The 23,265-nt window shown below is 73.1% G+C and carries 20 protein-coding genes; 6 read left to right on the forward strand and 14 right to left on the reverse strand.

All coding sequences use genetic code 11. The features are described 5' to 3' along the window. Positions 1–63: 63 nt before the first annotated feature. The 11 genes from RY076_RS16660 to uvrA form a co-directional block, all read right to left on the reverse strand. Positions 64–414, reverse strand: coding sequence for an RNA polymerase-binding protein RbpA (locus RY076_RS16660; protein WP_323100067.1), 351 nt, complete (start codon positions 412–414; stop codon positions 64–66). Positions 415–426: 12 nt separating this feature from the next. Continuing rightward, positions 427–672 carry a preprotein translocase subunit SecG gene (secG, locus tag RY076_RS16665; RefSeq protein WP_323100068.1) on the reverse strand — a complete coding sequence of 82 codons (246 nt, stop codon included), beginning with the start codon at positions 670–672 and terminating at the stop codon, positions 427–429. A 149-nt stretch (positions 673–821) separates the two neighbouring features. Then, entirely contained in the window at positions 822–1,643 is an 822-nt protein-coding gene (tpiA, locus tag RY076_RS16670; protein WP_323100070.1) for a triose-phosphate isomerase, read from the reverse strand. Next, entirely contained in the window at positions 1,643–2,851 is a 1,209-nt protein-coding gene (locus RY076_RS16675) for a phosphoglycerate kinase (protein ID WP_323100072.1), read from the reverse strand. The genes tpiA and RY076_RS16675 overlap by 1 nt, the downstream gene beginning before the upstream one ends. 8 nt (positions 2,852–2,859) lie before the next feature. After that, complete coding sequence (gene gap, locus RY076_RS16680; RefSeq protein WP_323100074.1) at positions 2,860–3,864, reverse strand: type I glyceraldehyde-3-phosphate dehydrogenase; 1,005 nt, start codon at positions 3,862–3,864, stop codon at positions 2,860–2,862. A 188-nt stretch (positions 3,865–4,052) separates the two neighbouring features. Next, a complete protein-coding gene (gene whiA, locus RY076_RS16685; RefSeq protein WP_323100076.1) occupies positions 4,053–5,033 on the reverse strand; it encodes a DNA-binding protein WhiA in 981 nt (326 codons plus the stop codon). Positions 5,034–5,200: 167 nt separating this feature from the next. Further along, positions 5,201–6,175 carry a gluconeogenesis factor YvcK family protein gene (locus tag RY076_RS16690; RefSeq protein WP_323100078.1) on the reverse strand — a complete coding sequence of 325 codons (975 nt, stop codon included), beginning with the start codon at positions 6,173–6,175 and terminating at the stop codon, positions 5,201–5,203. Positions 6,176–6,185: 10 nt separating this feature from the next. Continuing rightward, positions 6,186–7,103 (reverse strand): RNase adapter RapZ, encoded by a 918-nt coding sequence (rapZ, locus tag RY076_RS16695; protein WP_323100080.1) that lies wholly within the window; start codon positions 7,101–7,103, stop codon positions 6,186–6,188. Further along, complete coding sequence (gene uvrC / locus RY076_RS16700) at positions 7,100–9,238, reverse strand: excinuclease ABC subunit UvrC (RefSeq protein ID WP_323100082.1); 2,139 nt, start codon at positions 9,236–9,238, stop codon at positions 7,100–7,102. Before uvrC ends, rapZ begins: the two co-directional genes overlap by 4 nt. Positions 9,239–9,314: 76 nt before the next feature. After that, on the reverse strand, positions 9,315–9,800 hold the full coding sequence (locus RY076_RS16705) for a Rieske (2Fe-2S) protein (RefSeq protein WP_323100084.1): 486 nt from the start codon (positions 9,798–9,800) through the stop codon (positions 9,315–9,317). Then, a complete protein-coding gene (gene uvrA / locus RY076_RS16710; protein ID WP_323100085.1) occupies positions 9,797–12,991 on the reverse strand; it encodes an excinuclease ABC subunit UvrA in 3,195 nt (1,064 codons plus the stop codon). Before uvrA ends, RY076_RS16705 begins: the two co-directional genes overlap by 4 nt. Positions 12,992–13,062: 71 nt before the next feature. Here uvrA and RY076_RS16715 point away from each other — a divergent pair, with 71 nt between their 5' ends. The 3 genes from RY076_RS16715 to RY076_RS16725 are packed head-to-tail and all read left to right on the forward strand — an operon-like array spanning position 13,063 to position 16,371. Then, complete coding sequence (locus RY076_RS16715; RefSeq protein WP_323100087.1) at positions 13,063–14,982, forward strand: glycoside hydrolase family 15 protein; 1,920 nt, start codon at positions 13,063–13,065, stop codon at positions 14,980–14,982. Beyond that, positions 14,969–15,685, forward strand: coding sequence for a maleylpyruvate isomerase family mycothiol-dependent enzyme (locus RY076_RS16720; RefSeq protein WP_323100088.1), 717 nt, complete (start codon positions 14,969–14,971; stop codon positions 15,683–15,685). Before RY076_RS16715 ends, RY076_RS16720 begins: the two co-directional genes overlap by 14 nt. Positions 15,686–15,687: 2 nt before the next feature. Next, positions 15,688–16,371, forward strand: coding sequence for an MBL fold metallo-hydrolase (locus tag RY076_RS16725; protein WP_323100090.1), 684 nt, complete (start codon positions 15,688–15,690; stop codon positions 16,369–16,371). 10 nt (positions 16,372–16,381) lie between these two features. On the opposite strand, the gene RY076_RS16730 is transcribed toward RY076_RS16725, so the two are convergent. The 3 genes from RY076_RS16730 to RY076_RS16740 form a co-directional block, all read right to left on the reverse strand. Continuing rightward, on the reverse strand, positions 16,382–17,773 hold the full coding sequence (locus RY076_RS16730; protein WP_323100091.1) for a sensor histidine kinase: 1,392 nt from the start codon (positions 17,771–17,773) through the stop codon (positions 16,382–16,384). An 11-nt stretch (positions 17,774–17,784) separates the two neighbouring features. Further along, a complete protein-coding gene (locus RY076_RS16735) occupies positions 17,785–19,464 on the reverse strand; it encodes an NAD(P)/FAD-dependent oxidoreductase (protein ID WP_323100093.1) in 1,680 nt (559 codons plus the stop codon). A 71-nt stretch (positions 19,465–19,535) separates the two neighbouring features. Further along, positions 19,536–19,874 (reverse strand): hypothetical protein, encoded by a 339-nt coding sequence (locus RY076_RS16740; protein ID WP_323100095.1) that lies wholly within the window; start codon positions 19,872–19,874, stop codon positions 19,536–19,538. A 177-nt stretch (positions 19,875–20,051) separates the two neighbouring features. Between RY076_RS16740 and RY076_RS16745 the strand changes: the two genes are divergently transcribed. The 3 genes from RY076_RS16745 to RY076_RS16755 all read left to right on the forward strand — a co-directional run bounded on the left by RY076_RS16745 (position 20,052) and on the right by RY076_RS16755 (position 23,251). Further along, positions 20,052–20,846, forward strand: a complete 795-nt coding sequence (locus tag RY076_RS16745; protein WP_323100097.1) for a C40 family peptidase — start codon at positions 20,052–20,054, stop codon at positions 20,844–20,846. Continuing rightward, positions 20,843–21,730, forward strand: coding sequence for an EamA family transporter (locus RY076_RS16750; RefSeq protein WP_323100099.1), 888 nt, complete (start codon positions 20,843–20,845; stop codon positions 21,728–21,730). The genes RY076_RS16745 and RY076_RS16750 overlap by 4 nt, the downstream gene beginning before the upstream one ends. An 87-nt stretch (positions 21,731–21,817) precedes the next feature. Continuing rightward, the gene (locus tag RY076_RS16755) at positions 21,818–23,251 is read left to right on the forward strand and encodes an MFS transporter (RefSeq protein ID WP_323100101.1); all 1,434 of its coding nucleotides are present in this window, start codon (positions 21,818–21,820) and stop codon (positions 23,249–23,251) included. Positions 23,252–23,265: the final 14 nt, after the last annotated feature.

A 23,265-nucleotide genomic window follows, 5' to 3' on the forward strand; every position in this document is an offset into this window, starting at 1 on the left:
CCCACTCGACCGTGATGGTCGGGTGGGCACTTTCTCCGTGGTGGGGCGGGTGGCCCCGTCAGCTCACTGGATGAGGCCGCGCTCGCGCAGCGAGCTCAGGGCCTCGTCGAGGATCGCGGCGCCGTCGGCGTCGCTGCGGCGCTCCTTCACGTACGCGAGGTGCGTCTTGTAGGGCTCGACCTTCGGCGGGGCGGGCGGGTTCTCCTTGTCCTGGCCGGCCGGGAAGCCGCAGCGCGGGCAGTCCCACGTCTCGGGCAGGACCATGCCGGGCTCCTCGGCGAAGCTCGGTCGCGTCTCGTGCCCGTTGGAGCACCAGTACGAGATGAAGACGCGAGGAGCAGCATCGCCGCGCTCGGCCTCACCCATCGGGCCGGCACCGACCCGGCTTCCACGAATGGCGTTACCACTGGCCATGTCGTGCTCCTCTCAGCTCGCGAAGCGGGTCAGCAGACCCAGACCGATGATCGCCGTCGCCCAGACCACCGCGACGGCCACCGTGAAGCGGTCGAGGTTGCGCTCGGCCACCGAGGAACCGCCGAGGGACGTGGACATGCCCCCGCCGAACATGTCGGACAGGCCGCCACCCTTGCCCTTGTGCAGCAGGATGAACAGGGTCAGGACCAGGCTGGACAGCACCAGCAGGACCTGGAGCACGATGCGAACCGCATCCACGGGGGTCACTCCATCTCGTCGGGGTCGTCGGCGCGCGGGTCTCGCTCCGTCCGCGTTCGCGGTCGGCTCCGGCGCTCGGGACAGGATACCTCCCGCGCCCGCCACGGACGAACGACCATGGCGGGCGGGAGGCTGCCGTGCGGGAGGCGTCAGCCTGCCGTCACGTGGTCGCGGAAGCGACAGATCGACGCGAACTCGGCGGGGTCGATCGACGCGCCGCCGACGAGGGCGCCGTCGACGTCCTCCTGGGCCATGATCGCGGCCACGTTCGCGGCCTTGACGCTGCCGCCGTAGAGCACGCGGACGCCGTCGGCGACGTCGCCGCCGTAGAGCTCGGCGAGCAGCGTGCGGATCGCCGCGCAGACCTCCTGCGCGTCATCGGGCGTCGCGACCTCACCGGTGCCGATGGCCCAGATGGGCTCGTAGGCGATGACGATGCTCGCCGCCTGCTCCTTGGTGACCCCGTCGAGGTTCTCGCGCAGCTGCGCGACGACGTGCTCGACCTGACGGCCCTCCTTGCGGACGTCGAGGGCCTCGCCGCAGCAGAGGATCGGCGTCAGGCCGTGGGCGTACGCGGCCCGGACCTTGGCCCCCACGACGGCGTCGGTCTCGCCGTGGCCCTCGCGACGCTCGCTGTGGCCGACGACGACGTACGTGCAGCCGAGCTTGGCCAGGAACGCACCCGAGATGTCGCCGGTGTAGGCACCGGACGCGTGGGGCGAGAGGTCCTGGGCGCCGTAGCGCAGCTCGAGCTTGTCGCCCTCGATGAGGGTCTGCACGGAGCGCAGGTCGGTGAACGGCGGCAGCACCGCCACCTCGACGGCGGCGTGGTCGTGCTTGGCGTCACGCAGCGTCCAGTCCAGCTTCTGCACGAGGTGCGTCGCCTGGAGGTGGTCGAGGTTCATCTTCCAGTTGCCGGCCATGAGCGGGACGCGCCCGCTGGGTCGCGCCGGCTTGGTGTCCTTCGCCATCAGGCGTCGTCCTCCTCGAGAACGGTCAGGCCCGGCAGCTGCTTGCCCTCGAGGTACTCGAGGCTCGCGCCGCCACCGGTCGAGATGTGGCCGAAGTCGTCGTCGGCGAAGCCGAGCTGGCGCACGGCCGCGGCGGAGTCGCCGCCACCGACGACGGTGAGGGCACCGCCCTTCGTCACCTCGACGAGGGCCTCGGCGACGGCCTTGGTGCCGGCCGCGTACGGGGCCATCTCGAACGCGCCCATGGGCCCGTTCCAGAAGACGGTGCGGCAGTCCTCGAGCTTCTCGGCGAAGAGTCGGCTCGACTCGGGGCCGATGTCGAGACCCATCCGGTCGGCCGGGATCGCGTCGGCCGCGACGACCTCGTGGTCGGCGTCGGCGCTGAAGGCGTCGGCCGCGACGACGTCGACGGGCAGGACGATCTCGACGCCCTCCTTCGCGGCGCGCTCGAGGTAGCCCTTGACGGTGTCGACCTGGTCGGCCTCGAGCAGGCTCTTGCCGACCTCGAGGCCCTGGGCCGCGAGGAAGGTGAACACCATGCCGCCACCGATGAGGAGGCGGTCGGCGGTGCCGAGGAGGTTGCCGATGACGCCGAGCTTGTCGCTGACCTTCGCCCCGCCCAGGACGACCGCGTACGGACGCTCGGGGTCGGCGGTGAGGCGGCGCAGCACGTCCACCTCGGTGGCGACGAGGCCACCGGTGGCGTGCGGCAGCAGCCGGGCGATGTCGTAGACCGACGCCTGCTCGCGGTGCACGACGCCGAAGCCGTCGGACACGAACACGTCCGCGAGAGAGGCGAGCTCGCGGGCGAACGCGCCGCGCTCGGCGTCGTCCTTGGCGGTCTCGCCGGCGTTGAACCGGAGGTTCTCGAGCAGCAGCACCTGACCGTCCTCGAGGGCCGCGGCCTTGGCCTGCGCGTCCTCGCCGACGGTGTCGGTGGCGAACCCGACGTCGTGGCCGAGCACCTCGCCGAGGCGCTTCGCCACCGGCGCCAGCGAGTACTTCGCCTCGGGCGCGCCCTTGGGACGCCCGAGGTGGGCGCACACGATGACGCGTGCGCCCGCCTCGGCCAGGGTGCTGATGGTCGGCGCCGACGCGCGGATGCGGCCGTCGTCGGTGATGGTCGTGCCGTCCAGCGGCACGTTGAGGTCCGACCGGACGAGGACGCGCTTGCCGCGCAGGTCCCCGAGGTCCTGGATCGTCTTCACGCGGCGCCTCAGAGCGACGAGCCGACGAGCTTCACGAGGTCGACGAGGCGGTTGGAGTAGCCCCACTCGTTGTCGTACCAGCCGACGACCTTGACCTGGTTGCCGATGACCTTGGTGAGGCCGGCGTCGAAGATGCACGAGGCCGGGTCGGTCTCGATGTCCTTGGAGACGATCTCGTCCTCGGTGTAGACGAGGATGCCCTTGAGCGGGCCCTCGGCGGCGGCCTTGACCGCGGCGTTGACCTCCTCGACGGTGGTCTCGCGGCTCGCCTCGAACGTGAGGTCGGTGGCCGAGCCGGTGGGCACCGGCACGCGGAGGGCGTAGCCGTCGAGCTTGCCCTTGAGCTCGGGGAGCACGAGCGAGACGGCCTTGGCGGCGCCGGTCGTGGTGGGGACGATGTTGAGCGCGGCGGCGCGGGCACGACGCAGGTCCTTGTGCGGTGCGTCCTGCAGGTTCTGGTCCTGCGTGTACGCGTGGATCGTCGTCATGAGGCCCCGGACGATGCCGAACTCGTCGTGGAGCGCCTTGGCCATCGGGGCGAGGCAGTTCGTCGTGCACGACGCGTTCGAGATGACGGTGTGCTTGTCGGCGTCGTACAGGCCGTCGTTGACGCCCATGACGATGGTGATGTCCTCGTTCTTGGCCGGGGCCGAGATGATGACCTTCTTCGCGCCGCCGGCGATGTGCGCCTTGGCCTTCTCGGCGTCCGTGAAGAAGCCGGTGGACTCGACGACGACGTCGGCGCCGACGCCGGCCCAGTCGATCGCGGAGGGGTCGCGCTCCTCGAAGACCCGGATGGCCTTGCCGTCGACGATGATCGAGGTGTCGTCGTAGGACACCTCACCCGGGAAGCGGCCGAGGATCGAGTCGTACTTGAGCAGGTGGGCGAGGGTCTTGTTGTCCATGAGGTCGTTCGTGGCGACGACCTCGATGTCGGCCCCGGACGCCACGATGGCGCGGAAGAAGTTGCGGCCGATGCGGCCAAAGCCGTTGATACCAACGCGAACGGTCACTGCTGTGCACCTCTTCGGTGAGACGGTGATGAGGGTGTGTCGGACGTCGTCAGACGACCTTCGTCAGACGGTGGGGTCGCGACGCTGCGACCTTGGTCACAGGCCACCCTAGCCGCTCCCCTCCCGGCCCGAACGGGCAGTCTCAGCGCTCGGTGAGCGCCCGCTCAGCGGGCCGGTCAGCCACCGGGTCAGCCTTCGAGCATCTCCGCGGTGAGGTTGGCCTCGGTACCGGGCACGCCCAGGTCCTCGGCGCGCTTGTCCGCCATCGCGAGCAGGCGGCGGATGCGTCCGGCGACGGCGTCCTTGGTCATCGGCGGCTTGGCGAGCTGGCCGAGCTCCTCGAGGCTGGCCTGCTTGTGCTCGAGGCGCAGGTGGCCGGCCTCGCGCAGGTGCTCGGGCACGTCCTCCCCGAGCAGCTCCATGGCGCGCTCGACGCGGGCGCCTGCAGCGACCGCGGCCCGCGCGGACCGGCGCAGGTTGGCGTCGTCGAAGTTGGCGAGGCGGTTGGCCGTGGCGCGCACCTCGCGGCGCATCCGGCGCTCCTCCCAGGCGAGGACGGCGTCGTGGGCGCCGAGACGCGTCAGCATGGCGCCGATGGCGTCGCCGTCGCGGATGACGACGCGGTCGACGCCGCGCACCTCGCGGGCCTTGGCCTGGATGCCGAGACGGCGGGCCGCGCCGACGAGGGCGAGGGCCGCCTCCGGGCCGGGGCACGTGACCTCGAGCGCCGAGGAGCGACCCGGCTCGGTCAGCGAGCCGTGCGCGAGGAACGCCCCGCGCCAGGCCGCCTCGGAGTCGCACGTGGCCGCACTGACGACCTTCGGCGGCAGACCGCGCACGGGGCGACCGCGCGAGTCGATGAGGCCGGTCTGGCGGGCGAGGGTCGCACCCTCCTCGACGACGCGGACGACGTAGCGCGAGCCGCGTCGCAACCCACCGGCGGCGAGGACGAGGACGTCGCTCTTGTGGCCGTACACCTCGGCGATGTTGCGCCGCAGGCGCCGTGCCGCGTTGGCGGTGTCGAGCTCGGCCTCGACGACGATCTGTCCACCGATGATGTGGAGCCCGCCGGCGAAGCGCAGCATCGTCGACACCTCGGCCTTGCGACAGCAGGGCTTGGTCACCTCGAGGCGCGAGAGCTCGTCCTTCACCTTTGCTGTCATGGCCATGCGGCACATCCTGCCACCCTGATCAAGCACCCTCTGCCCGAGTGGGGTCAGCAACGCGCCGCGAACCGTTTCGCACGCACCGTGAACGGTTGGTCACGGTTCGTCCCGACCCCGCTCCCGGGCGCGTCCAGGGGACCCCGGGCACGCGTGCGCAGGGCCCGGACGCGTCAGGCGATGACGTCGCGCAGCGCGGCCGCGAGGCGCAGCGGGTCGTGCACGCCGGGCGCGCCGCGCGCCGACACCGGCGCAACGACGAGCTCGGCCCCGAGCTCGTCGGCGGCCGCCCGCAGCGACGACTCGTCGACGACGACGCTCGGGTCGGCGAGCACGACGTCGAGGCGCAGCTCGGGGGCGTTGGCGGCGAACGACGCGAGGTGGTCCTCCGCGCGGAAGTCGCGGGTCTCCCCCTTGTGCACCTCGAGGTTGAGGTTGAGCAGCCGCCGGGCCGGGGTCGCGACGAGGGCGTCGGCGAGGTCCGGCACGAGCAGGTGCGGCATGACCGAGGTGAACCACGACCCCGGCCCGAGGACGACCCAGTCGGCCTCGGCGACCGCCCCGAGCGCCTCGGTGCACGGCTCGGGGCAGGTGGGCACGATCCCGATCGAGGACACGACGCCGGGCGAGGACGCCACGCGGTGCTGGCCGTGGACGGTGACGGCATCCTCCGGCCGGTCGGGGTCGTGGCCGACGATCTCGGCGACGATCTCGAGCGGCTCGGCGGCCATCGGCAGGACCCGGCCGCGCGCGCCGAGCAGCCGGCCGACGAGGTCGAGGCCCTGGACGGTGTCGCCGAGCAGCTCCCAGATCGAGACGATCATGAGGTTACCCAGGGCGTGGCCCTTGAGCTCGCCGGTGCCGGCGAACCGGTGCTGGAGGACGTCGCGCCACGTGTGGCCCCAGTCGCTGTCGTCGCACAGCGCCGAGAGGGCCATCCGCAGGTCGCCAGGCGGCAGGACGTCGAACTCGCGACGGAGCCGCCCGCTCGAGCCGCCGTCGTCGGCGACGGTGACGACGGCGGTCACGTGGTCGGTGAGCAGGCGCAGGGCGCTCAGGGTCGCCGACAGGCCGTGGCCGCCGCCGAGGGCGACGATCCGGCGCTGCTGGGACGGGCCGAGCGCGACGCGAGGTGCCGGGGCGGTCACGCGCGCGGCCTCACTCGCGTCCGAGGTCGCGGTGCACGACGAACGTGTCGACGCGGTCGCGCCCGCCGAGACGGCCGCTCAGGGCCTCGGCCGTGGCGACCGACCGGTGCTTGCCGCCGGTGCAGCCGACGGCGACGGTGACGTAGCGGCGCCCCTCACGGACGTAGCCCTCGATCATCGTGCCGAGCAGGTCGCTGGCACGGTCGATGAACTCCTCGGCGCCGGGCTGCTTCATGACGAACTCGGCCACCGGCTCGTCGCGGCCGGTCAGGGAGCGCAGCTCGGGCACCCAGTACGGGTTGGGCAGGAAGCGCATGTCGAAGACGACGTCGGCGTCGAGGGGCAGGCCGTACTTGAAGCCGAAGGACATGACGGCGATGCGCAGCTGCACCTTGCGGTCGCCGGCGAAGAGCGAGGACAGCTTGGCGCTCAGCTGGTGCACGTTGAGGCCCGAGCTGTCGATGACGACGTCGGCCGAGGAGCGGAGGTCCTGGAGCAGCTCGCGCTCGCGCTGGATGCCGTCGAGCAGCCGTCCGCTGCCCTGCAGCGGGTGCGGGCGCCGCACGCTCTCGAAGCGCCGGACGAGGGCCTCGTCGGTGGCGTCGAGGAACACGAGGCTCGGCCGCTCGCCCCGCTCGCGGGCGGCGGAGATGGCCTCGTCGAGGTGGCCGAACCAGCCACCGGCGCGGACGTCGACGACGACCGCGACCTGCTGGTGCGAGGCCTCCGGGTTGTTAGCGAGGGCGGCGTCGCGCAGCTCCGCGAGGTGGCCGAGCAGCTGCGGGGGCAGGTTGTCGACGACGAGCCACCCGAGGTCCTCGAGGACGTTGGCGGTCGTGCTGCGGCCGGCACCACTCATGCCGGTGACGATGACGATCGGTGCGTCGGCGAGGGCGGCCGGGCTGGTGGGCCTGCTGTCGGCGGTCATTCGAGGACTTCTCCCGTCGTGAGGTTCACGGCTGGCTCCTGCGGTGCACCCTCAGCCAAGTGCGTCACGACGGCCGAAGCAAGCGACGGGCCGATGCCCGGTACGGCCATGATGTCCGTCTCGTCCGCGGCGCGAAGTCGTTTCACCGATCCGAAGTGGCGCAGCAGGGCCTTCTGGCGGCTCGCCCCGAGGCCCGGGACGCCGTCGAGGGCGCTCGTCGTCATCGCCTTGGAGCGACGCTGGCGGTGGAAGGTGATGGCGAAGCGGTGCGCCTCGTCGCGCAGCCGCTGGAGCAGGTACAGCCCCTCGCTCGTGCGCGGGAGGATGACCGGGTGCTCGGTGCGGGGCAGCCACACCTCCTCGAGGCGCTTGGCCAGTCCCACGAGCGCGACCTCCTCGATGCCGAGCTCGTCGAGCACCGCCTGGGCGGCGTTGACCTGCGGCAGGCCGCCGTCGACGACGACGAGGCTCGGCGGGTAGGCGAAGCGGCGCGGGCGGCCGGTCTCGGGGTCGATGGGCCCCGACGTGACAGGCGTGTCGTCGGCGGCGTCGTCGGTGCTGTCGTCTGCTCCCGCATCGGGCGTGGCCGTGTCGGCGAGCTCGCCGTCGGCGGCGGCCTCGTCGAGGTACCGGCGGAAGCGCCGGGTCAGCACCTCGCGCATCGCCGCGGTGTCGTCGACCGTGACGGTGCCGTCGGCGGAGGCCTCGACGGTGACGCCGGTGCCACCCCCGTCGCCGCCCCCGCCGAGGTCACCGGACGCACCGGACCCGTCGGACCCGTCGTGCCCGTCGGCCCCCCGGCCGGTGACCGCCGTGCCGCGGACGATGAAGCGTCGGTACTCGCTCTTGCGGGGCAGGCCGTCCTCGAAGACGACCATCGAGGCCACGACGTTGGTGCCCTGGACGTGGCTCACGTCGTAGCACTCGATGCGCAGCGGTGCGTCGTCGAGCTCGAGGAACTCCTGCAGCTCCTGGAGGGCCTGGCTGCGCAGCGTGAGGTCGCCGGCCCGGGCCACCTTGTGGCGGGCCAGCGACTGGTCGGCGTTGCGGCGGACGGTCTCCATGAGGGTGCGCTTGTCGCCCCGTTGCGGGATGCGGACGTCGACGCGGGCGCCGCGGACCGACGAGAGCCACTCGACGACGGCGTCGGCGTCCTCGGGCAGCGTCGGCACGAGGACCTCGCGCGGCACGGACTCGCGGTCGACGTCGCCGTAGACCTGCTGGAGCAGGTGGCCGACGAGGGCGGGCAGGTCCTCGCTCTCCTTCTCGACGACCCAGCCGCGCTGGCCGCGGATGCGCCCGCCCCGCACGTGGAAGACCTGGACGGCGGCCTCGAGGTCGTCGTCGGCGAGGGCGAAGACGTCGGCGTCGGTGGCGTCGCCGAGGACGACGGCCTGCTTCTCGAGGGCCTTGCTGATGGCGCCGACGTCGTCGCGCAGCCGGGCCGCCTGCTCGAAGTCGAGCTCGCTCGCGGCCTCGCGCATCCGGGCCTCGAGGCGCTTGACGAAACGGGTGGTGTTGCCGGCCATGAAGTCGCAGAAGTCCTCGGCGATGGCCCGGTGCTCCTCCGGCGTGACCCGACCGACGCACGGGGCCGAGCACTTGTCGATGTAGCCGAGCAGGCAGGGGCGGCCGCTCGCGGCGGCGCGCTTGTAGACGCCGGCGGAGCACGTGCGCAGCGGGAAGACGCGCAGGAGCAGGTCGAGGGTCTCGCGGATGGCCCAGGCGTGGCCGTAGGGGCCGAAGTAGCGGGTGCCCTTGCGCTTGGCGCCGCGCATGACCTGCGCGCGCGGGATCTCCTCCCCCATCGTCACGGCGAGAAAGGGGTAGGACTTGTCGTCGCGGTACTTGACGTTGAACCGCGGGTCGAACTCCTTGATCCAGGAGTACTCGAGCTGCAGCGCCTCGACCTCGGTGCGCACGACGGTCCACTCGACCGACGCGGCCGTGGTGACCATCGTCGCCGTGCGCGGGTGCAGGGCGGTGATGTCCTGGAAGTACGAGGACAGCCGCGGGCGAAGGGATTTCGCCTTGCCGACGTAGATGACCCGGCCGTGGGCGTCGCGGAAGCGGTAGACGCCCGGGTCGGTCGGGATCTCTCCCGGCTTGGGTCGGTAGGTCGTCGGGTCCGCCACGTCTCCCACCCTATGTCCGGCCACCGACGCGCCACGGCGCGCCCCGGTCGGGCGCGACCGCGCGTGACCGGCCGGGTCAGCCGACGCTGAGGTTGCTGCCGCTCACGGTGACGGTCTTCGGGGTCAGGCCGGTGGGGGCCGGGCCCGACTCGACGTCGCCGGTCGCCAGCGCGAAGTGGCTCTGGTGGCACGGGCACACGAGCTGGTCACCCTGCACCGACGACACCGCGCAGCCCTGGTGCGGGCACGTCGTGTCGAAGGCCTTGAACGTGCCGGCCTTCGGCTGCGTCACGACGGTGCGGGCGTCGGGGAGGAACTTGGCACCCCCGACCGGAACCTCGGAGGTCGGGATGCTCGTCGCGCCTGCCGCCCCACCACCTCCACCACCGGAGGTGTCGGTGGGCGTCGCGGGGCTGCTGCACGCGGTGAGGGCGCCGGCGCCGGCCAGCGCGCCGACCCCGAGCAGGACGCTCCGACGCCCCGTGCCCTGGATCGAGGACGGAGCCAGGGACGGGGCCTCGTGGTCCCCGTCGACGGGGTCGGCCTCGTGGTGCTCGGTCATGCCTTCCTCTTCCGGGTCGTCGTGCTCGGCGACGTGCGCGCGGTGCTCACGGTGGAGCCCGAGGACGCCTTCTTCGCGGCGGCGGTGGTCTTCGTCGAACGCTTCGTCGTGCCCGCGGTCGTGCTCTTCGCGGTGCTCTTCGTCGTGCTCTTCGTCGCGGCCTTCGTCGTGCTCTTCGTCGTGGCCTTCTTGGCCGCCGTGCCGGTCAGCGTGCGCTTCGTGGCTGGGGCGGAGCCGGACGTCCGCTGGGAACCGGGCGAGCCCTGCGCGGTGGCCCGCGCACCCGAGGCGCGCGTCGTCGTGCGCGCGGTGCGCTCGAGGATCGGCTTGAGGAACCGGCCGGTGTGGCTCACCTCGACCTCGGCGACGTGCTCGGGCGTGCCCTCGGCGATGACGGTGCCACCGCCGGAGCCGCCCTCCGGGCCCATGTCGATGATCCAGTCGGCGTTCTTGATGACGTCGAGGTTGTGCTCGATGACGATGACGGTGTTGCCCTTGTCGACGAGGCCCTGCAGGACGTCGAGCAGCTTGCGGATGTCCTCGAAGTGCAGGCCGGTGGTCGGCTCGTCGAGGACGTAGATGGTGCGCCCGGTGGAGCGCTTCTGCAGCTCGCTCGCGAGCTTGACGCGCTGCGCCTCGCCGCCGGAGAGGGTCGGCGCCGGCTGGCCGAGGCGCACGTAGCCGAGGCCGACGTCGTTGAGGGTCTTGAGGTGGCGCGCGATCGCGGGCACCGCCTCGAAGAACGTCGCGGCCTCCTCGATGGGCATGTCGAGCACGTCGGCGATCGTCTTGCCCTTGAAGTGCACCTCGAGCGTCTCGCGGTTGTAGCGGGCCCCGTGGCACACCTCGCACGGGACGTAGACGTCGGGCAGGAAGTTCATCTCGATCTTGATCGTGCCGTCGCCGGAGCAGGCGTCGCAGCGACCGCCCTTGACGTTGAACGAGAACCGGCCGGGCTGGTAGCCGCGGATCTTGGCCTCGGTCGTCTCGGCGAACAGCTTGCGCATGTTGTCGAAGACGCCGGTGTAGGTGGCCGGGTTCGACCGGGGCGTGCGCCCGATCGGGCTCTGGTCGACGTGGACGACCTTGTCGAGCTGGTCGAGGCCGGTGACGGTCTTGTGCCGGCCCGGCACGTGCCGCGCCCCGTTGAGCTTGTTGGCGAGGACGTTGTAGAGGATGTCGTTGACGAGGGTCGACTTGCCCGAGCCGGAGACGCCGGTGACGGCGACGAGGTTGCCGAGCGGGAAGCTGACGCTGACGTCCTTGAGGTTGTTCTCGCGCGCCCCGGTGACCGTGACCTGGCGGCCGTCGTGGCCGCGGCGCACGGCCGGCGTCGGGATCTCGCGGCGGCCGGAGAGGTACATGCCGGTGAGGGAGGTCGGGTGCTCGAGCAGCCCCTTGACCGGCCCGGAGTGCACCACGTGCCCGCCGTGCTCGCCGGCGCCGGGGCCGATGTCGACGACCCAGTCGGCCGTGGCGATGGTGTCCTCGTCGTGCTCGACGACGATGAGGGTGTTGCCGAGGTCGCGCAGCCGGGTCAGGGTCTCGATGAGGCGGTGGTTGTCGCGCTGGTGCAGGCCGATCGAGGGCTCGTCGAGGACGTAGAGGACACCGACGAGGCCGGACCCGATCTGCGTCGCGAGCCGGATGCGCTGGGCCTCACCGCCGGACAGCGTGCCGGCCGGGCGGTCGAGCGAGAGGTAGTCGAGCCCGACGTCGAGGAGGAAGCCGAGGCGCGCGTCGATCTCCTTGATGACGCGCTCGGCGATCTGCTTCTCGCGGGCCGTGAAGTCGACGGTGTCGAGGAAGCCGGCCGCCTCGTTGATGGCGAGGTTGCAGACCTCGGCGATGTTCTTGCCGCCGACGAGCACGGCCAGCGACTCGGGCTTGAGTCGGGCTCCCTTGCACACCGGGCAGGGCACCTCGCGCATGAAGCCCTCGTACCGCTCGCGGCTCCACTCGGAGTCGGTCTCGGAGTGGCGGCGCTTGATGAAGGGCACGACGCCCTCGAACCCCGTGGTGTAGGAGCGGTCGCGGCCGTAGCGGTTGCGGTACTTCACGTGCACCTTGTAGTTCTGCCCGTGCAGGAGCGCCTCGCGGGCCCGCGCCGGCAGCGCGCGCCACGGCACGTCCATGGAGAACTTCATGTCCTCGGCGAGGGCGGCCATGACCCGCTGGAAGTACTCCGCCGAGCCGGAGCCCTGGGACCACGGCTGGATGGCGCCGTCGGCGAGGCTGAGGTCGTCGTCGGGCACGACGAGCTCGGGGTCGACCTCGAGCTCGGTGCCGATGCCGGTGCACGTGGGGCAGGCGCCGAACGGGGAGTTGAACGAGAACGAGCGCGGCTGCACCTCGTCCATGCCGAGCGGGTGGTTGTTGGGGCAGGCCATCTTCTCGGAGAAGCGGCGCTCGCGGTCGGCGTCCTTCGGCTCGCGGTCGACGAAGTCGATGACGAGCACCCCGCCCGCGAGGCCCAGTGCGGTCTCGACGGAGTCGGTGAGGCGCCGCTTGGCCCCGGCGTCGTCGCCCTTGGCGACGAGGCGGTCGACGACGACCTCGATCGTGTGCTTCTTCTGCTTCTCGAGCTTGGGCGCCTCTGTGAGCGAGACGACCTCGCCGTCGACGCGGGCGCGGGAGAAGCCCTTGGTCTGGAGCTCGGCGAAGAGGTCGACGAACTCGCCCTTGCGGCCCTGGACGACCGGGGCCAGCACCTGGAAGCGGGTGCGGTCCTCGAGCGTCAGCAGCTGGTCGACGATCTGCTGCGGCGACTGGCGCGTGACCGGCTCGCCGCAGACCGGGCAGTGCGGCCGGCCGGCGCGCGCGAAGAGGAGGCGCAGGTAGTCGTAGACCTCGGTGATGGTGCCGACGGTCGAGCGCGGGTTGCGGTTGGTCGACTTCTGGTCGATGGACACGGCGGGCGACAGGCCCTCGATGAAGTCGACGTCGGGCTTGTCCATCTGCCCGAGGAACTGCCGCGCGTAGGCGGAGAGCGACTCGACGTACCGGCGTTGCCCCTCGGCGAAGATCGTGTCGAACGCGAGGCTCGACTTGCCCGACCCGGACAGCCCGGTGAAGACGACGAGGCTGTCCCGCGGGAGGTCGACCGAGACGTCGCGCAGGTTGTGCTCGCGGGCGCCGCGGACGACGAGGGAGTGGGAGGTGCCGGTGGGCGTAGCAGTCACGCGCCCCATGCTAGGTCGGGCCACCGACAGTGCCCGAACGCGCCCGGCGGGCACCCGCCCGGGTTCGGCATACTCGCTCCATGAGCACGTCGCAGTCCACCCCCATCGAGGACTACGCCGTCCTCGGCGACCTCGGCACCGCCGCCCTCGTGAGCCGCAAGGGCTCCGTGGACTGGCTGTGCCTGCCCCGGTTCGACTCCCGCGCCTGCTTCGCGGCCCTGCTCGGCACCCCGGAGAACGGCCGCTGGCTCCTGACGCCCGCCGACCCCGGCGCCGAGACGACCCGTCGCTACGTCGGCAACTCCTTCGTCCTCGAGACCACCCACCGCACCTCCACCGGCACGGTCCGGGTGACCGACGTCATGCCGCTCGCCGACGGTCGCTCCGACCTGCTGCGCCGCATCGAGGGGCTCGAGGGGACCGTGCGGATGGTCCACGAGTGGACGGTGCGCTTCAACTACGGCCGCACCCGGCCGTGGGTCATGCGTCACCACGACGACCTCGAGGACCGCGTCGACGAGATCATCACCGCGATCGCCGGCCCCGACATGGTCGTGCTGCGCGGTGCGCGTCTCCCCCACGCCCAGGCGGGCCACCACGTCGACGAGTTCGACGTCACCGCGGGGCAGACGATGACGTTCTCGACGACGTGGTTCCGCAGCAACGACGACGTGCCGCCGCCGCTGCGCGTCCGCGCCCGCATCGAGGAGACCCTCGCGCTGAGCGAGGACTACGCCGCGCAGAGCCACTACCGCGGCCCCTACGAGGAGGCGGTGACCCGGTCCCTGCTCACGCTGCGGGCCCTGACCCACCAGTCCACCGGCGGCATCGTCGCGGCGGCCACGACCTCGCTGCCGGAGGACTTCGGCGGCGAGCGCAACTGGGACTACCGGTTCTGCTGGCTGCGCGACGCCGCGCTCACCCTCGAGGCGCTCCTCGGCTGCGGCTACGTCGAGGAGACGGCCCTGTGGCGCGACTGGCTGCTGCGCGCCGTGGCCGGTGACCCCGAGGACATGCAGATCATGTACCGCGTCGACGGCGGGCGCGACCTGCCTGAACGCGAGCTGACCCACCTGCCCGGGTACGCCGGGTCCCGCCCCGTGCGCGTCGGCAACGCGGCCGTCGACCAGCGCCAGACCGACGTGCTCGGCGAGGTCATGATCTCGCTCGACCACGCCCGCCAGCGGGGCCTCGAGGAGGACGAGCACTCGTGGAGCCTCCAGCGGGCCCTCGTCAACCACCTCGCGACGCACTGGGAGGAGGCCGACAACGGGCTCTGGGAGATCCGCGGCCCGCTGCGGCACTTCACGCACTCCCGCGCCATGGTGTGGGCGGCCTTCGACCGCGCCGTCAAGGCCGTCGAGCAGTACGGACTCGAGGGCCCGGTGGAGCGCTGGCGCGAGCTGCGCGACCGTGTCCGGCAGGAGGTCCTCGACAAGGGCTACGACCCCGTCCGCAACACCTTCGTGCAGCACTACGACACCGGCGAGCTCGACGCGTCGCTGCTGACGCTCTCCTCGATCGGCTTCGTCGACGGCGACGACCCGCGGATGATCGGCACCATCCGCGCCGTCGAGGAGGACCTGCTCCGCGACGGCCTCGTCATGCGTTACCGCACCCAGACCGGTGTCGACGGCCTCGCCGGCGACGAGCACCCGTTCCTCGCCTGCTCGTTCTGGCTCGTCACCGCGTACGCGCGGGCGGGCCTGCTCGACGAGGCCACCGAGCTGATGGACCGCCTCGTCCGGCTCGCCAACGACGTCGGCCTCCTCGCCGAGGAGTACGACCCTGCCACCGGGCACATGGTCGGCAACTTCCCGCAGGCGTTCTCGCACCTGACGCTCGTGGGCGCCGCCCTCGCCATCGAACGGGCGACGCGTCGGGCCGAGGACTCCGCCCGGGAGGGCGGGGCCACCGACGACGGCGAGCCCGCCGAGCACCACCGCTACGAGGCACCCGACCCCGCCGACCGCCAGGAGGCCGCCGATGCACCGTCGTGACGTCACGCCCGACCACGTCGCCACCGAGACCGACCGTCTGCTCGCCACCGTGGGCCGGCTCTCCGACGCCGACCTCGCCGGGCCCTCGCTGTGCGAGGGCTGGTCGCGCGGCCACGTGCTCGCCCACCTGGCCCGCAACGCCGACGCCCTGACGCGCGTCGTCGCGGTGGCCACGACCGGCGTCGCCGACACGATGTACGACAGCCCCCAGGCCCGCGACGCCGACATCGACGCGGGGGCCGGGCGCCCGGTCGCGGCCCAGGCCGACGACCTGCGCGCCTCGGCGGCGCGCCTCGCCGACGCGCTGGGGCAGCTGACGCCCGAGCACGGCGGCGTCCACGTGCACCGGACTCCCGGCGGTCAGCAGATCGCCGTCGGCGTGGTGCCCTACCTGCGCCTGCGCGAGCTCGTCTTCCACCACGCCGACCTCGACGCCGGGTTCGCCTTCGCCGACGCGCCCGCGGACGTCGTCGCGCTGCTCCTCGACGACGCCGTGGCCCGGCTCGCCGCCCCGGACGGCCCCGACGCTCCCGCCGCCCCCGACGTCACCCTCGTCACCGACGAGGGCGACGAGCACGTGCTCGGCTCGGGCACGACCCGGGTGACCGGCCCACGCGCCGGCGTGCTGCGCTGGCTGGCCCGCGGTCGCACCGACGGCGTCACCGTCGAGGGCCCGCTTCCGACCCTGCCGTTCGGGGGCTGACGATGACCGACGCCTCCCCTGCCGCCCCGTACACCGGCCACGTCGAGCCGGGCGGCCCGGCCGCGGTGCGCGAGCTGCCGGCCCTGACGATCCGCAAGCTCGAGGTCGGCGACTTCGGCAACAACGCCTACCTGCTGACGTGCCGGTCCACCGGCGCCCAGCTGCTCGTCGACGCCGCGGCCGACGCAGCCCGTCTCCTCGAGCTGGTCGGGGCCGGCGGCGACAGGCTCGCCACCGTCGTCACGACGCACCAGCACCACGACCACGTCGGCGCGCTCGCCGACGTCGTGAGCGCGACGGGCGCCCGGACCGTCGCCGGTGCCGAGGACGCCGACGCGCTACCGGTCCCGGTCGACGACCGCGTCGGCCAGGGCGACACGGTTCGGTTCGGCGACGTCGTGCTCGACGTCGTGCACCTGCGCGGGCACACGCCGGGCTCCATCGCGCTGGCCTACACCGACCCGGAGGGCGTGACGCACCTGTTCACCGGCGACAGCCTCTTCCCCGGCGGCGTGGGCAACACGAAGAACGCGGGGCAGAGCTTCGCCTCGCTCATCGAGGACGTCACGACCCGCGTCTTCGACGTCTACGACGACGACACGTGGTTCTACCCCGGGCACGGCGACGACTCGACCCTCGGCGCCGAGCGCCCGTCCCTGCCGGAGTGGCGCGCCCGCGGCTGGTGAGCCGGGCGGCTCAGGACGCGTCGGCCACCGGGAGTCGCACCCGGAAGGTGGTGTCGCCGGGGCGCGAGTCGACCTCGATGGTGCCGCTGTGCCGGTCGACGACGATGCGGCGGGCGATGTCGAGCCCGAGGCCGGAGCCGCGGCCGACCTCCTTCGTCGTGTAGAACGCCTCGAAGGCCCGCTCGAGCGCCTCGGCGTCGAGGCCCGGCCCGGTGTCGTGGACGGACACGACGACCCACCCCTCCTCGGCGCGCGTCGTCACGGTCAGGGTGCCGGATCCGTCCATGGCGTCCACGGCGTTGTCGACGAGGTTCGTCCACACCTGGTTGAGCTCGCCCGGCAGGCCCTCGACGGCGGGGACGCCTGTGCCCCAGTCGCGCACGACCGTGACGCCGTCGCGCAGCCTCGGCCCCATGACGAGCAACGTGCTCTCGAGGCCGTCGCGCACGTCGACGCGCTGCAGGGAGGCGCGGTCCATCTGCGAGTACGACTTGACGGCCGACACGAGCTCGCTGACCCGCCGCGTCGACTCACGCACCTGGCGCAGGAGCGCGGCGACGTCGACCGTCGCGCCGACCCACGCGACGGCCGGCCCCACCGCGTGCGGCGGCACGGCGTGCGTGACGCGCTCGCACCACGCGACGTCGGCGCCTGCGGCCACGAGCGTCGAGGAGATCTCCCAGGGACGGGCGATCCCGTGCTTCTCGAGCCAGTCGCCGAGCGCCTCCTCGCGGTCGGCCTGCTCGAGCGCGTCGGGCAGCACCGTCGGCGGCTCGAGCTCGCGGCGCAGCGCGTCGAGGGCACGGAACTGCTCGGCGGTGACGGCCCGGCCGGCGAGGTCGCGAAGCCCCTCGAGGAGTGCGTCGCAGGCCTGCTCGAGGTCGGCCGCCGACCGGCTGGCGGCCGCCGCGGGGTTGTTGATCTCGTGGGCCAGCCCGGCGGCCAGGGTACCGAGGGTCACGAGGGCGCTGCGCTGGCGGGCCGTGGCCTCGATCGACCGCGCCGTGCCGTAGAGCCCCGCCACGAGGTGGGCGGCGAACGGGAACCACGTGTCCGCGAAGGTGCGGAGCCGCTCGGCGGGCACCCGCAGCACGCGTCCCGGCTCGCGACCGCGCCCGGTGGCGAGGTAGACGCCGTTCTCGTCCCAGGCCCGGAAGCCGCCCGCCCACCGGCCCGGCACGTCCATCCGCCCGACGACGACGTCCTCACGGCCGCTGTGCCGCGACAGCTCGAGCGACCCGTCGAGCAACACCCACCACGCGTCGGCGTGCTCACCCTCGCGGAAGAGCAGGTCGCCGGGCCCGACCGCCACCTCCTCCCCGGCCGCGAGGAGCGCGTCGAGCTGCTCGTCGGACAGGCCGTCGAAGAGCGGGACGGCTCGCAGGTCGGCGCGCGTCACCATCCCCGGCCTCCTCAGACCGTCGCCAGGTAGCGGTGCACGAAGTGGACGGCCATGGCGCCCTCCCCCACGGCGGAGGCGACGCGCTTCATCGAGTCGAGCCGCACGTCACCGGCGGCGAACACTCCGGGCAGGCTCGTCTCGAGGGCGAAGGGAGGACGGGCGAGGGGCCAACGCGGAACCCCCGGTGCCACAGCGCTGCCCACCATCCTGCTGACGAGATCCGTTCCGGTGACGACGAACCCGTGGTCGTCGCGCACGACATCGGCCCCGAGCCAGTCGGTGCGCGGCTCCGCGCCGATGAAGACGAACAGCCAGGACCCCGGTACGACGACCGCTGTCCCGGAGGCCCGGTCGCGCAGGGTCAGCGACTCGAGGTGCTCCTCGCCCGCCACCGCAGCGACCTCGGAACCGAGGCGCACCTCGATGCACGGATGGGCGCGGACGCGGTCGACGAGGTAGGTGGACATCGACGCCTCGAGGCTCGGGCCGCGCACGACGAGCGTGACGCTGCGGGCGAAGCGCGCGAGGTTGAGCGCCGCCTGCCCCGCCGAGTTCGCGGCCCCCACGACGAACACGTCGTCGCCGGCGCACTGGGCGGCGTCGCGGGCGTTGGCACCGTAGTAGACGCCCCGGCCGACGAGCGCGTCGACACCCTCGGCGGCCAGACGTCGGTAGGAGACGCCGGTGGCCAGCACGACGCTGCGCGCCTCGACGTCGTCACTGCCCTCGATCCGGACGGCCCGCACCGGCCCCCGGGCCTCGAGCGCGGTGACGTCGCGGGCGACGACGAGCTCGGCGCCGAAGCGTCGGGCCTGGGCGAGCGCCCGCTGGGTCAGGTCGTCGCCGGACAGACCGCGCGGGAAGCCGAGGTAGTTCTCGATGGCGGCGCTCTGACCCGCCTGGCCGCCGGGGGCCGCGTGCTCGACGACGACCGTCGAGAGCCCCTCCGACGCCGCGTAGACCGCCGCCGCGAGGCCAGCCGGTCCCCCGCCGACGATGCACAGGTCGTAGAGGCTGCGCTCGGCCCGGGTGCGCAGCCCGAGCGCCGACGCGAGGTCGACGAGCGCCGGATCGCGCAGCGCGTCGCCGTCGGGCACGAGCACGAGCGGCAGGTCGGACGCGTCCGCGCCGGCCACCTCGAGCAGGCGCACACCCTCGGCGTCGCGCTCGACGTCGAACCACGCGTACGGCACGTGGTGGTTGGCCAGGAAGGTCTTGACCTCGTGGCTGCGCTCGGACCACCGGTGCCCGACGACGCGCACGTCGGACGCGTGATCAGGGTGGGCCGCGTGCCAGTCGGACAGGAGGTCGTCGACGACCGGGTAGAGCCGCTCCTCGGGCGGGTCCCACGGCTTGAGGAGGTAGTGGTCGAGCCCGATGTCGTTGATCGCCGCGATGGCGACGTCGGTGTCGGCGTAGGCCGTCAGGAGCAGCACCTTGGCGTCGGCGACGAGGTCGCGCACCAGTCCCAGCAGCTCGATCCCGGTCATGCCCGGCATGCGCTGGTCGGCCAGGACGAGCGCGAGCGGCTGGTCGCGCAGGACGAGCCGGCGCACCACCTCGAGCGCCTCGGCGCCAGAGGTCGCGCGCACGACGCGGTGCTCCGCGCCGTACCGGGAACGCAGGTCGCGCCCCACCGCCTCGGACACGTGAGGGTCGTCGTCGACGGTGAGGATGACCGGCCTGCCCACCGCCTCAGCGTAGGAGCAGACAGGCCGAGATGGGCCCGAGTGGGCGGATCCCGGTCATGGCCGATGCGGCGTCAGGCGCTCTCGGCCTCGTCGATGTCCGAGATGTCGCCCATGCCCGACGCGTCACCCTCGGCGAGCGCGATGAACGACTCGAGCTCGGTGCGCAGGAACTCCAGGTCGTCGGGCACGTTCGTCAGGATGAAGTGCCGTCGCAGGCTGTGCGCGACGCAGAGGCCGACGCCGAGGCGGGAGCGGCCGTGGCGCTCGCGCCAGGCGCGCTCGAGCTCCGGGCCACCGGTCCAGTCGACCGGGGCGTGGAGCCAGCCCTGCACGTCGACGATGTCGCCGTCGGGACCGTGTCGTCGGTTCTTCGGAGGGTCGAACCCCTCCAGGATGATCCGCTCGTCCATGTTTCGACGGTACTCCTCGGGCTCGGCACGAAGAACGGTTCTGTGACGGGCGAGTCGGGATCGACACGAGACTCGCAGCCCCCTCCCAGCGCGCACCCACCCACGGCGCGCTGCGGCGACGTTCCCAGGGTGTGGCCCGCCCTGCCGCGCGAGGGGCCGGGTGCGAGGATGGCCGGCGTGAGCGCCGTCCCGCCCCCCGCCTCCGGCCTGCCCGTCACGCACGTCACCCGCGTCGCCGTCACCACCGTGTGGGCCGACCCGCAGAGCCCTCGACCGGTCGACGCGCCCGTCGTCGCCGACGAGCCGGATGCCGCGGCCTGGCTCGCCGCGCTCGATGCCCACCCCCACGACGACGAGTCCGGCGACGGCCGCCTCGGGCTGCACGGGCGCGTCGAGACCCAGCTGCTCGAGGGCGAGCCGGTGCTGGTCACCGGCGCCGACGCGTCGGGCCGCTGGTCGCACGTCGTCGCTCCGTGGCAGCGTTCGCCGAAGGACGGACGCGGCTACCCCGGCTGGGTGCCCACGGCGCACCTGCGCCCCCTGGAGCCGGGCGAGACCGCACCCACGCGCCCGTCGGCGTCCGTCGACGCGGCGTCCCTCGACGGCCCGCACCCCGCCGTCACCCTGGCGCGAGGCCACCTCGGCCTGCCCTACCTCTGGTCCGGCACCTCACCGCTCGGCCTCGACTGCTCGGGGCTCGTGCTGTCGGCGTGGCGCCGCCTCGGCGTCGTCGTCTCGCGCGACGCCTACGCCCAGGCCGAGACGGCCGAGCCCGTGGCCCTCGACGCCGTCCGCGCCGGTGACCTCTACTTCTTCGCGCGCCCCGGCCGGCGGATCCACCACGTCGGCATCGTCGTCGAGCCGGGCCGCATGGTGCACGCCTCCGAGACGGGCGGCGTCCTCGTCGAGGAGGAGCTGACGCAGGACCGCATCGACACGCTCGTGGCCGCGGGACGGCTCCCACTCCCATGAGCATCGACCGTCGCACCGCGCCGCTGCTCGTCCTCGGCGCCGTCGTCTCGGTCCAGTTCGGCGGCGCGCTCGCGGCCACCCTCGTGCCACGGATCGGCGCGGCGGGATCGGTGCTGCTGCGGCTCTGCTTCGCCATGCTCATCCTCGTGGCCGTCGCGCGCCCGTCGGCGCGCGGCCGCTCGCGCTCGGACTGGCTCACCGTCGTGCTCTTCGGCGCGGCGCTCGCCGCGATGAACACGGCCTTCTACGCCTCCCTCGCGCACCTGCCGATCGGCGTGGCCGTGACGATCGAGTTCCTCGGTCCGCTGACGCTCGCCGCGGTGCTGAGCCGTCGGGGGCGCGACATCGCCGCGGTCGTCGCCGCGGGACTCGGGGTCGTCCTCGTCTCCGGTGCCCTCGGGGCCTCGTGGGGGCGGTTCGAGCCGATCGGCATCTTCTTCGCCGCCCTCGCCGGGGCGATGTGGGCCGCCTACATCGTGCTGAGCCAACGCACCGGCCGCGCCTTCGCCGGGCTCGACGGTCTCGCTCTCGCTCTCGTCGTCTCCTCGCTGCTGGTCGCACCCATCGGCCTGCCCTCGGTGCCGACGTGGACCGCGCGCGACGTCGCCCTCGGCCTCGGCATCGCCGTGCTGTCCTCGGTGCTGCCCTACTCGCTCGAGCTCGTCGCCCTGCGCCACCTCGCGCGGAGCGTCTTCGGCATCCTGCTCTCGCTCGAGCCCGCGGTGGCCGCCCTCGCGGGGTTCGTCGTGCTCGACCAGGTCCTCGACGCCGGGCAGCTCGTCGGCATGGGCCTCGTCGTCGGCGCCAGCGCGATGGTGCTCGGGTCGCAGGGGCGCCACGAGCCGCCGGAGGAGCCCGAGCCCGACCCCAGCCTCGGCCCGTGACGCGTCGCGGGTCCGTCGCCGCCTGCCGGTCCGGAGCCGGCCGGGGCCGGTTGACCTCAGGTGGACTCGAAGTCGTAGCGTCGCGGCGTGACCACCCCCGACGCCCCCACCGGTACGACGTCCGACGCCACATCCGACGTGATGGCTGCTGACCCGGACGAGCGCCCGAACGACCGCCACGACAGCGGCGGCCTGCTCTCGCCCGCCCTGCGCGCCACGACCGTCGGGATGCTCGCCCTCGTGTCGCTGCACGCGTTCGAGGCCCTCGCGCTGACGACCGTCATGCCGACGATCGCCGCCGACCTCGACGGCGAGGCGCTCTACGCGATGGCGTTCACGGCGACGCTCGCCGCCGGCATCGTCAGCATCGTCTGGAGCGGCAACCTCGCCGACCGGCGCGGCCCGCGCCCGCCCCTGCTCATCGGCCTCGCGCTCTTCGCCGTCGGCCTCGTCGGGGCCGGGCTCGCGCCGACGATGCCCGTGCTCGTGGGGGCCCGGGTCGTGCAGGGCCTCGGGGCGGGCATGACGAGCACGGCGCTCTACGTCATGGTGACGCGCGTCTACCCGCAACGCCTCCACACCGCGATCCTCGCCGGGTTCTCGGCCGCATGGGTCGTGCCCTCGATCGTCGGGCCGTTCGTCGCCGGGCTCATCGCCCAGACCATCGGCTGGCGCTGGGTCTTCGGCCTGGCCATCGTCGTGCTCGTCGCGGCCGCGGCGCTCCTGTCGCGGATCGTCGCCGGCCTGAGGCAGGAGCCGGTGCCCGTGCCCTGGCGCCGCGGCGCCATCGTGGCGTCGGTGGCGCTGGCCGTCGCCGTCCTCGTGCTCAACTCCGTGTCCGGGGCGGTCGACGTGCGCTCGCTCGTCGTGGCCGTCGTGGCCCTCGTCGTCGTCGGTGCGACGCTGCGCCGCCTCATGCCGGCCGGCACGCTCCGGCTGCGCCGCGGCCTGCCGAGCGACGTCGCGCTGCGGGCCCTGGCGTTCGCCGCCTTCACCGGCGGCGAGGTGTACCTGCCACGGCTGCTCACCGAGCGGGACCACCTGTCCCCCAGCCTCGCCGGCGTCGCGCTCACCGCCACCGGCGTCACGTGGTTCGCGGGGTCGTGGGTCCAGGGACGCTGGTCCGACCGGTTCGAGATCGGCCGGACCGCACGCCTCGCGCTCGGGGCCATGGCCGTCACGCTCGTGGCCCTCGCGGCCGGGGTAGCGGCCGGTGCACCCGCCTGGGTGCTCGTCGCAGTGTTCCCGGTGCTCGGCCTCGGCATCGGCACCCTCTACCCGCGCGTCACCGCCCAGGCGCTGTCGCGTGCCGACGACCGCGAGCAGGGCTTCGTCAGCTCGGCCCTGCAGATCGGCGACTCCGCCGGCGCGGCCACGGCCATCGCCGTGTCGGCGCTCGTGTTCACGGCGGCCGGGTCGAGCAGCCCCGACGCGTACGGGGCGCCGGCGTACGTCGCCGTGCTGCTGACGATGCTCGTGCCGGCGGTCGTCGGGTGGCTCGCCGCGCACCGGGTCCGCTGAGCGGCGTAGCGCCC

It is taken from the genome of Intrasporangium zincisolvens, assembly GCF_034724055.1.
Lineage (GTDB): Bacteria > Actinomycetota > Actinomycetes > Actinomycetales > Dermatophilaceae > Monashia > Monashia zincisolvens.

What these genes read in the sequence shown, in the direction of transcription:
- RY076_RS16660 (WP_323100067.1), bottom strand. Translation starts at nt 414, where the DNA reads ATGGCCAGTGGTAACGCCATTCGTGGAAGCCGGGTCGGTGCCGGCCCG.
- tpiA (WP_323100070.1), bottom strand. Translation starts at nt 1,643, where the DNA reads ATGGCGAAGGACACCAAGCCGGCGCGACCCAGCGGGCGCGTCCCGCTC.
- whiA (WP_323100076.1), bottom strand. Translation starts at nt 5,033, where the DNA reads ATGGCCATGACAGCAAAGGTGAAGGACGAGCTCTCGCGCCTCGAGGTG.
- rapZ (WP_323100080.1), bottom strand. Translation starts at nt 7,103, where the DNA reads ATGACCGCCGACAGCAGGCCCACCAGCCCGGCCGCCCTCGCCGACGCA.
- RY076_RS16705 (WP_323100084.1), bottom strand. Translation starts at nt 9,800, where the DNA reads ATGACCGAGCACCACGAGGCCGACCCCGTCGACGGGGACCACGAGGCC.
- uvrA (WP_323100085.1), bottom strand. Translation starts at nt 12,991, where the DNA reads ATGGGGCGCGTGACTGCTACGCCCACCGGCACCTCCCACTCCCTCGTC.
- RY076_RS16715 (WP_323100087.1), top strand. Translation starts at nt 13,063, where the DNA reads ATGAGCACGTCGCAGTCCACCCCCATCGAGGACTACGCCGTCCTCGGC.
- RY076_RS16720 (WP_323100088.1), top strand. Translation starts at nt 14,969, where the DNA reads ATGCACCGTCGTGACGTCACGCCCGACCACGTCGCCACCGAGACCGAC.
- RY076_RS16725 (WP_323100090.1), top strand. Translation starts at nt 15,688, where the DNA reads ATGACCGACGCCTCCCCTGCCGCCCCGTACACCGGCCACGTCGAGCCG.
- RY076_RS16730 (WP_323100091.1), bottom strand. Translation starts at nt 17,773, where the DNA reads ATGGTGACGCGCGCCGACCTGCGAGCCGTCCCGCTCTTCGACGGCCTG.
- RY076_RS16740 (WP_323100095.1), bottom strand. Translation starts at nt 19,874, where the DNA reads ATGGACGAGCGGATCATCCTGGAGGGGTTCGACCCTCCGAAGAACCGA.
- RY076_RS16750 (WP_323100099.1), top strand. Translation starts at nt 20,843, where the DNA reads ATGAGCATCGACCGTCGCACCGCGCCGCTGCTCGTCCTCGGCGCCGTC.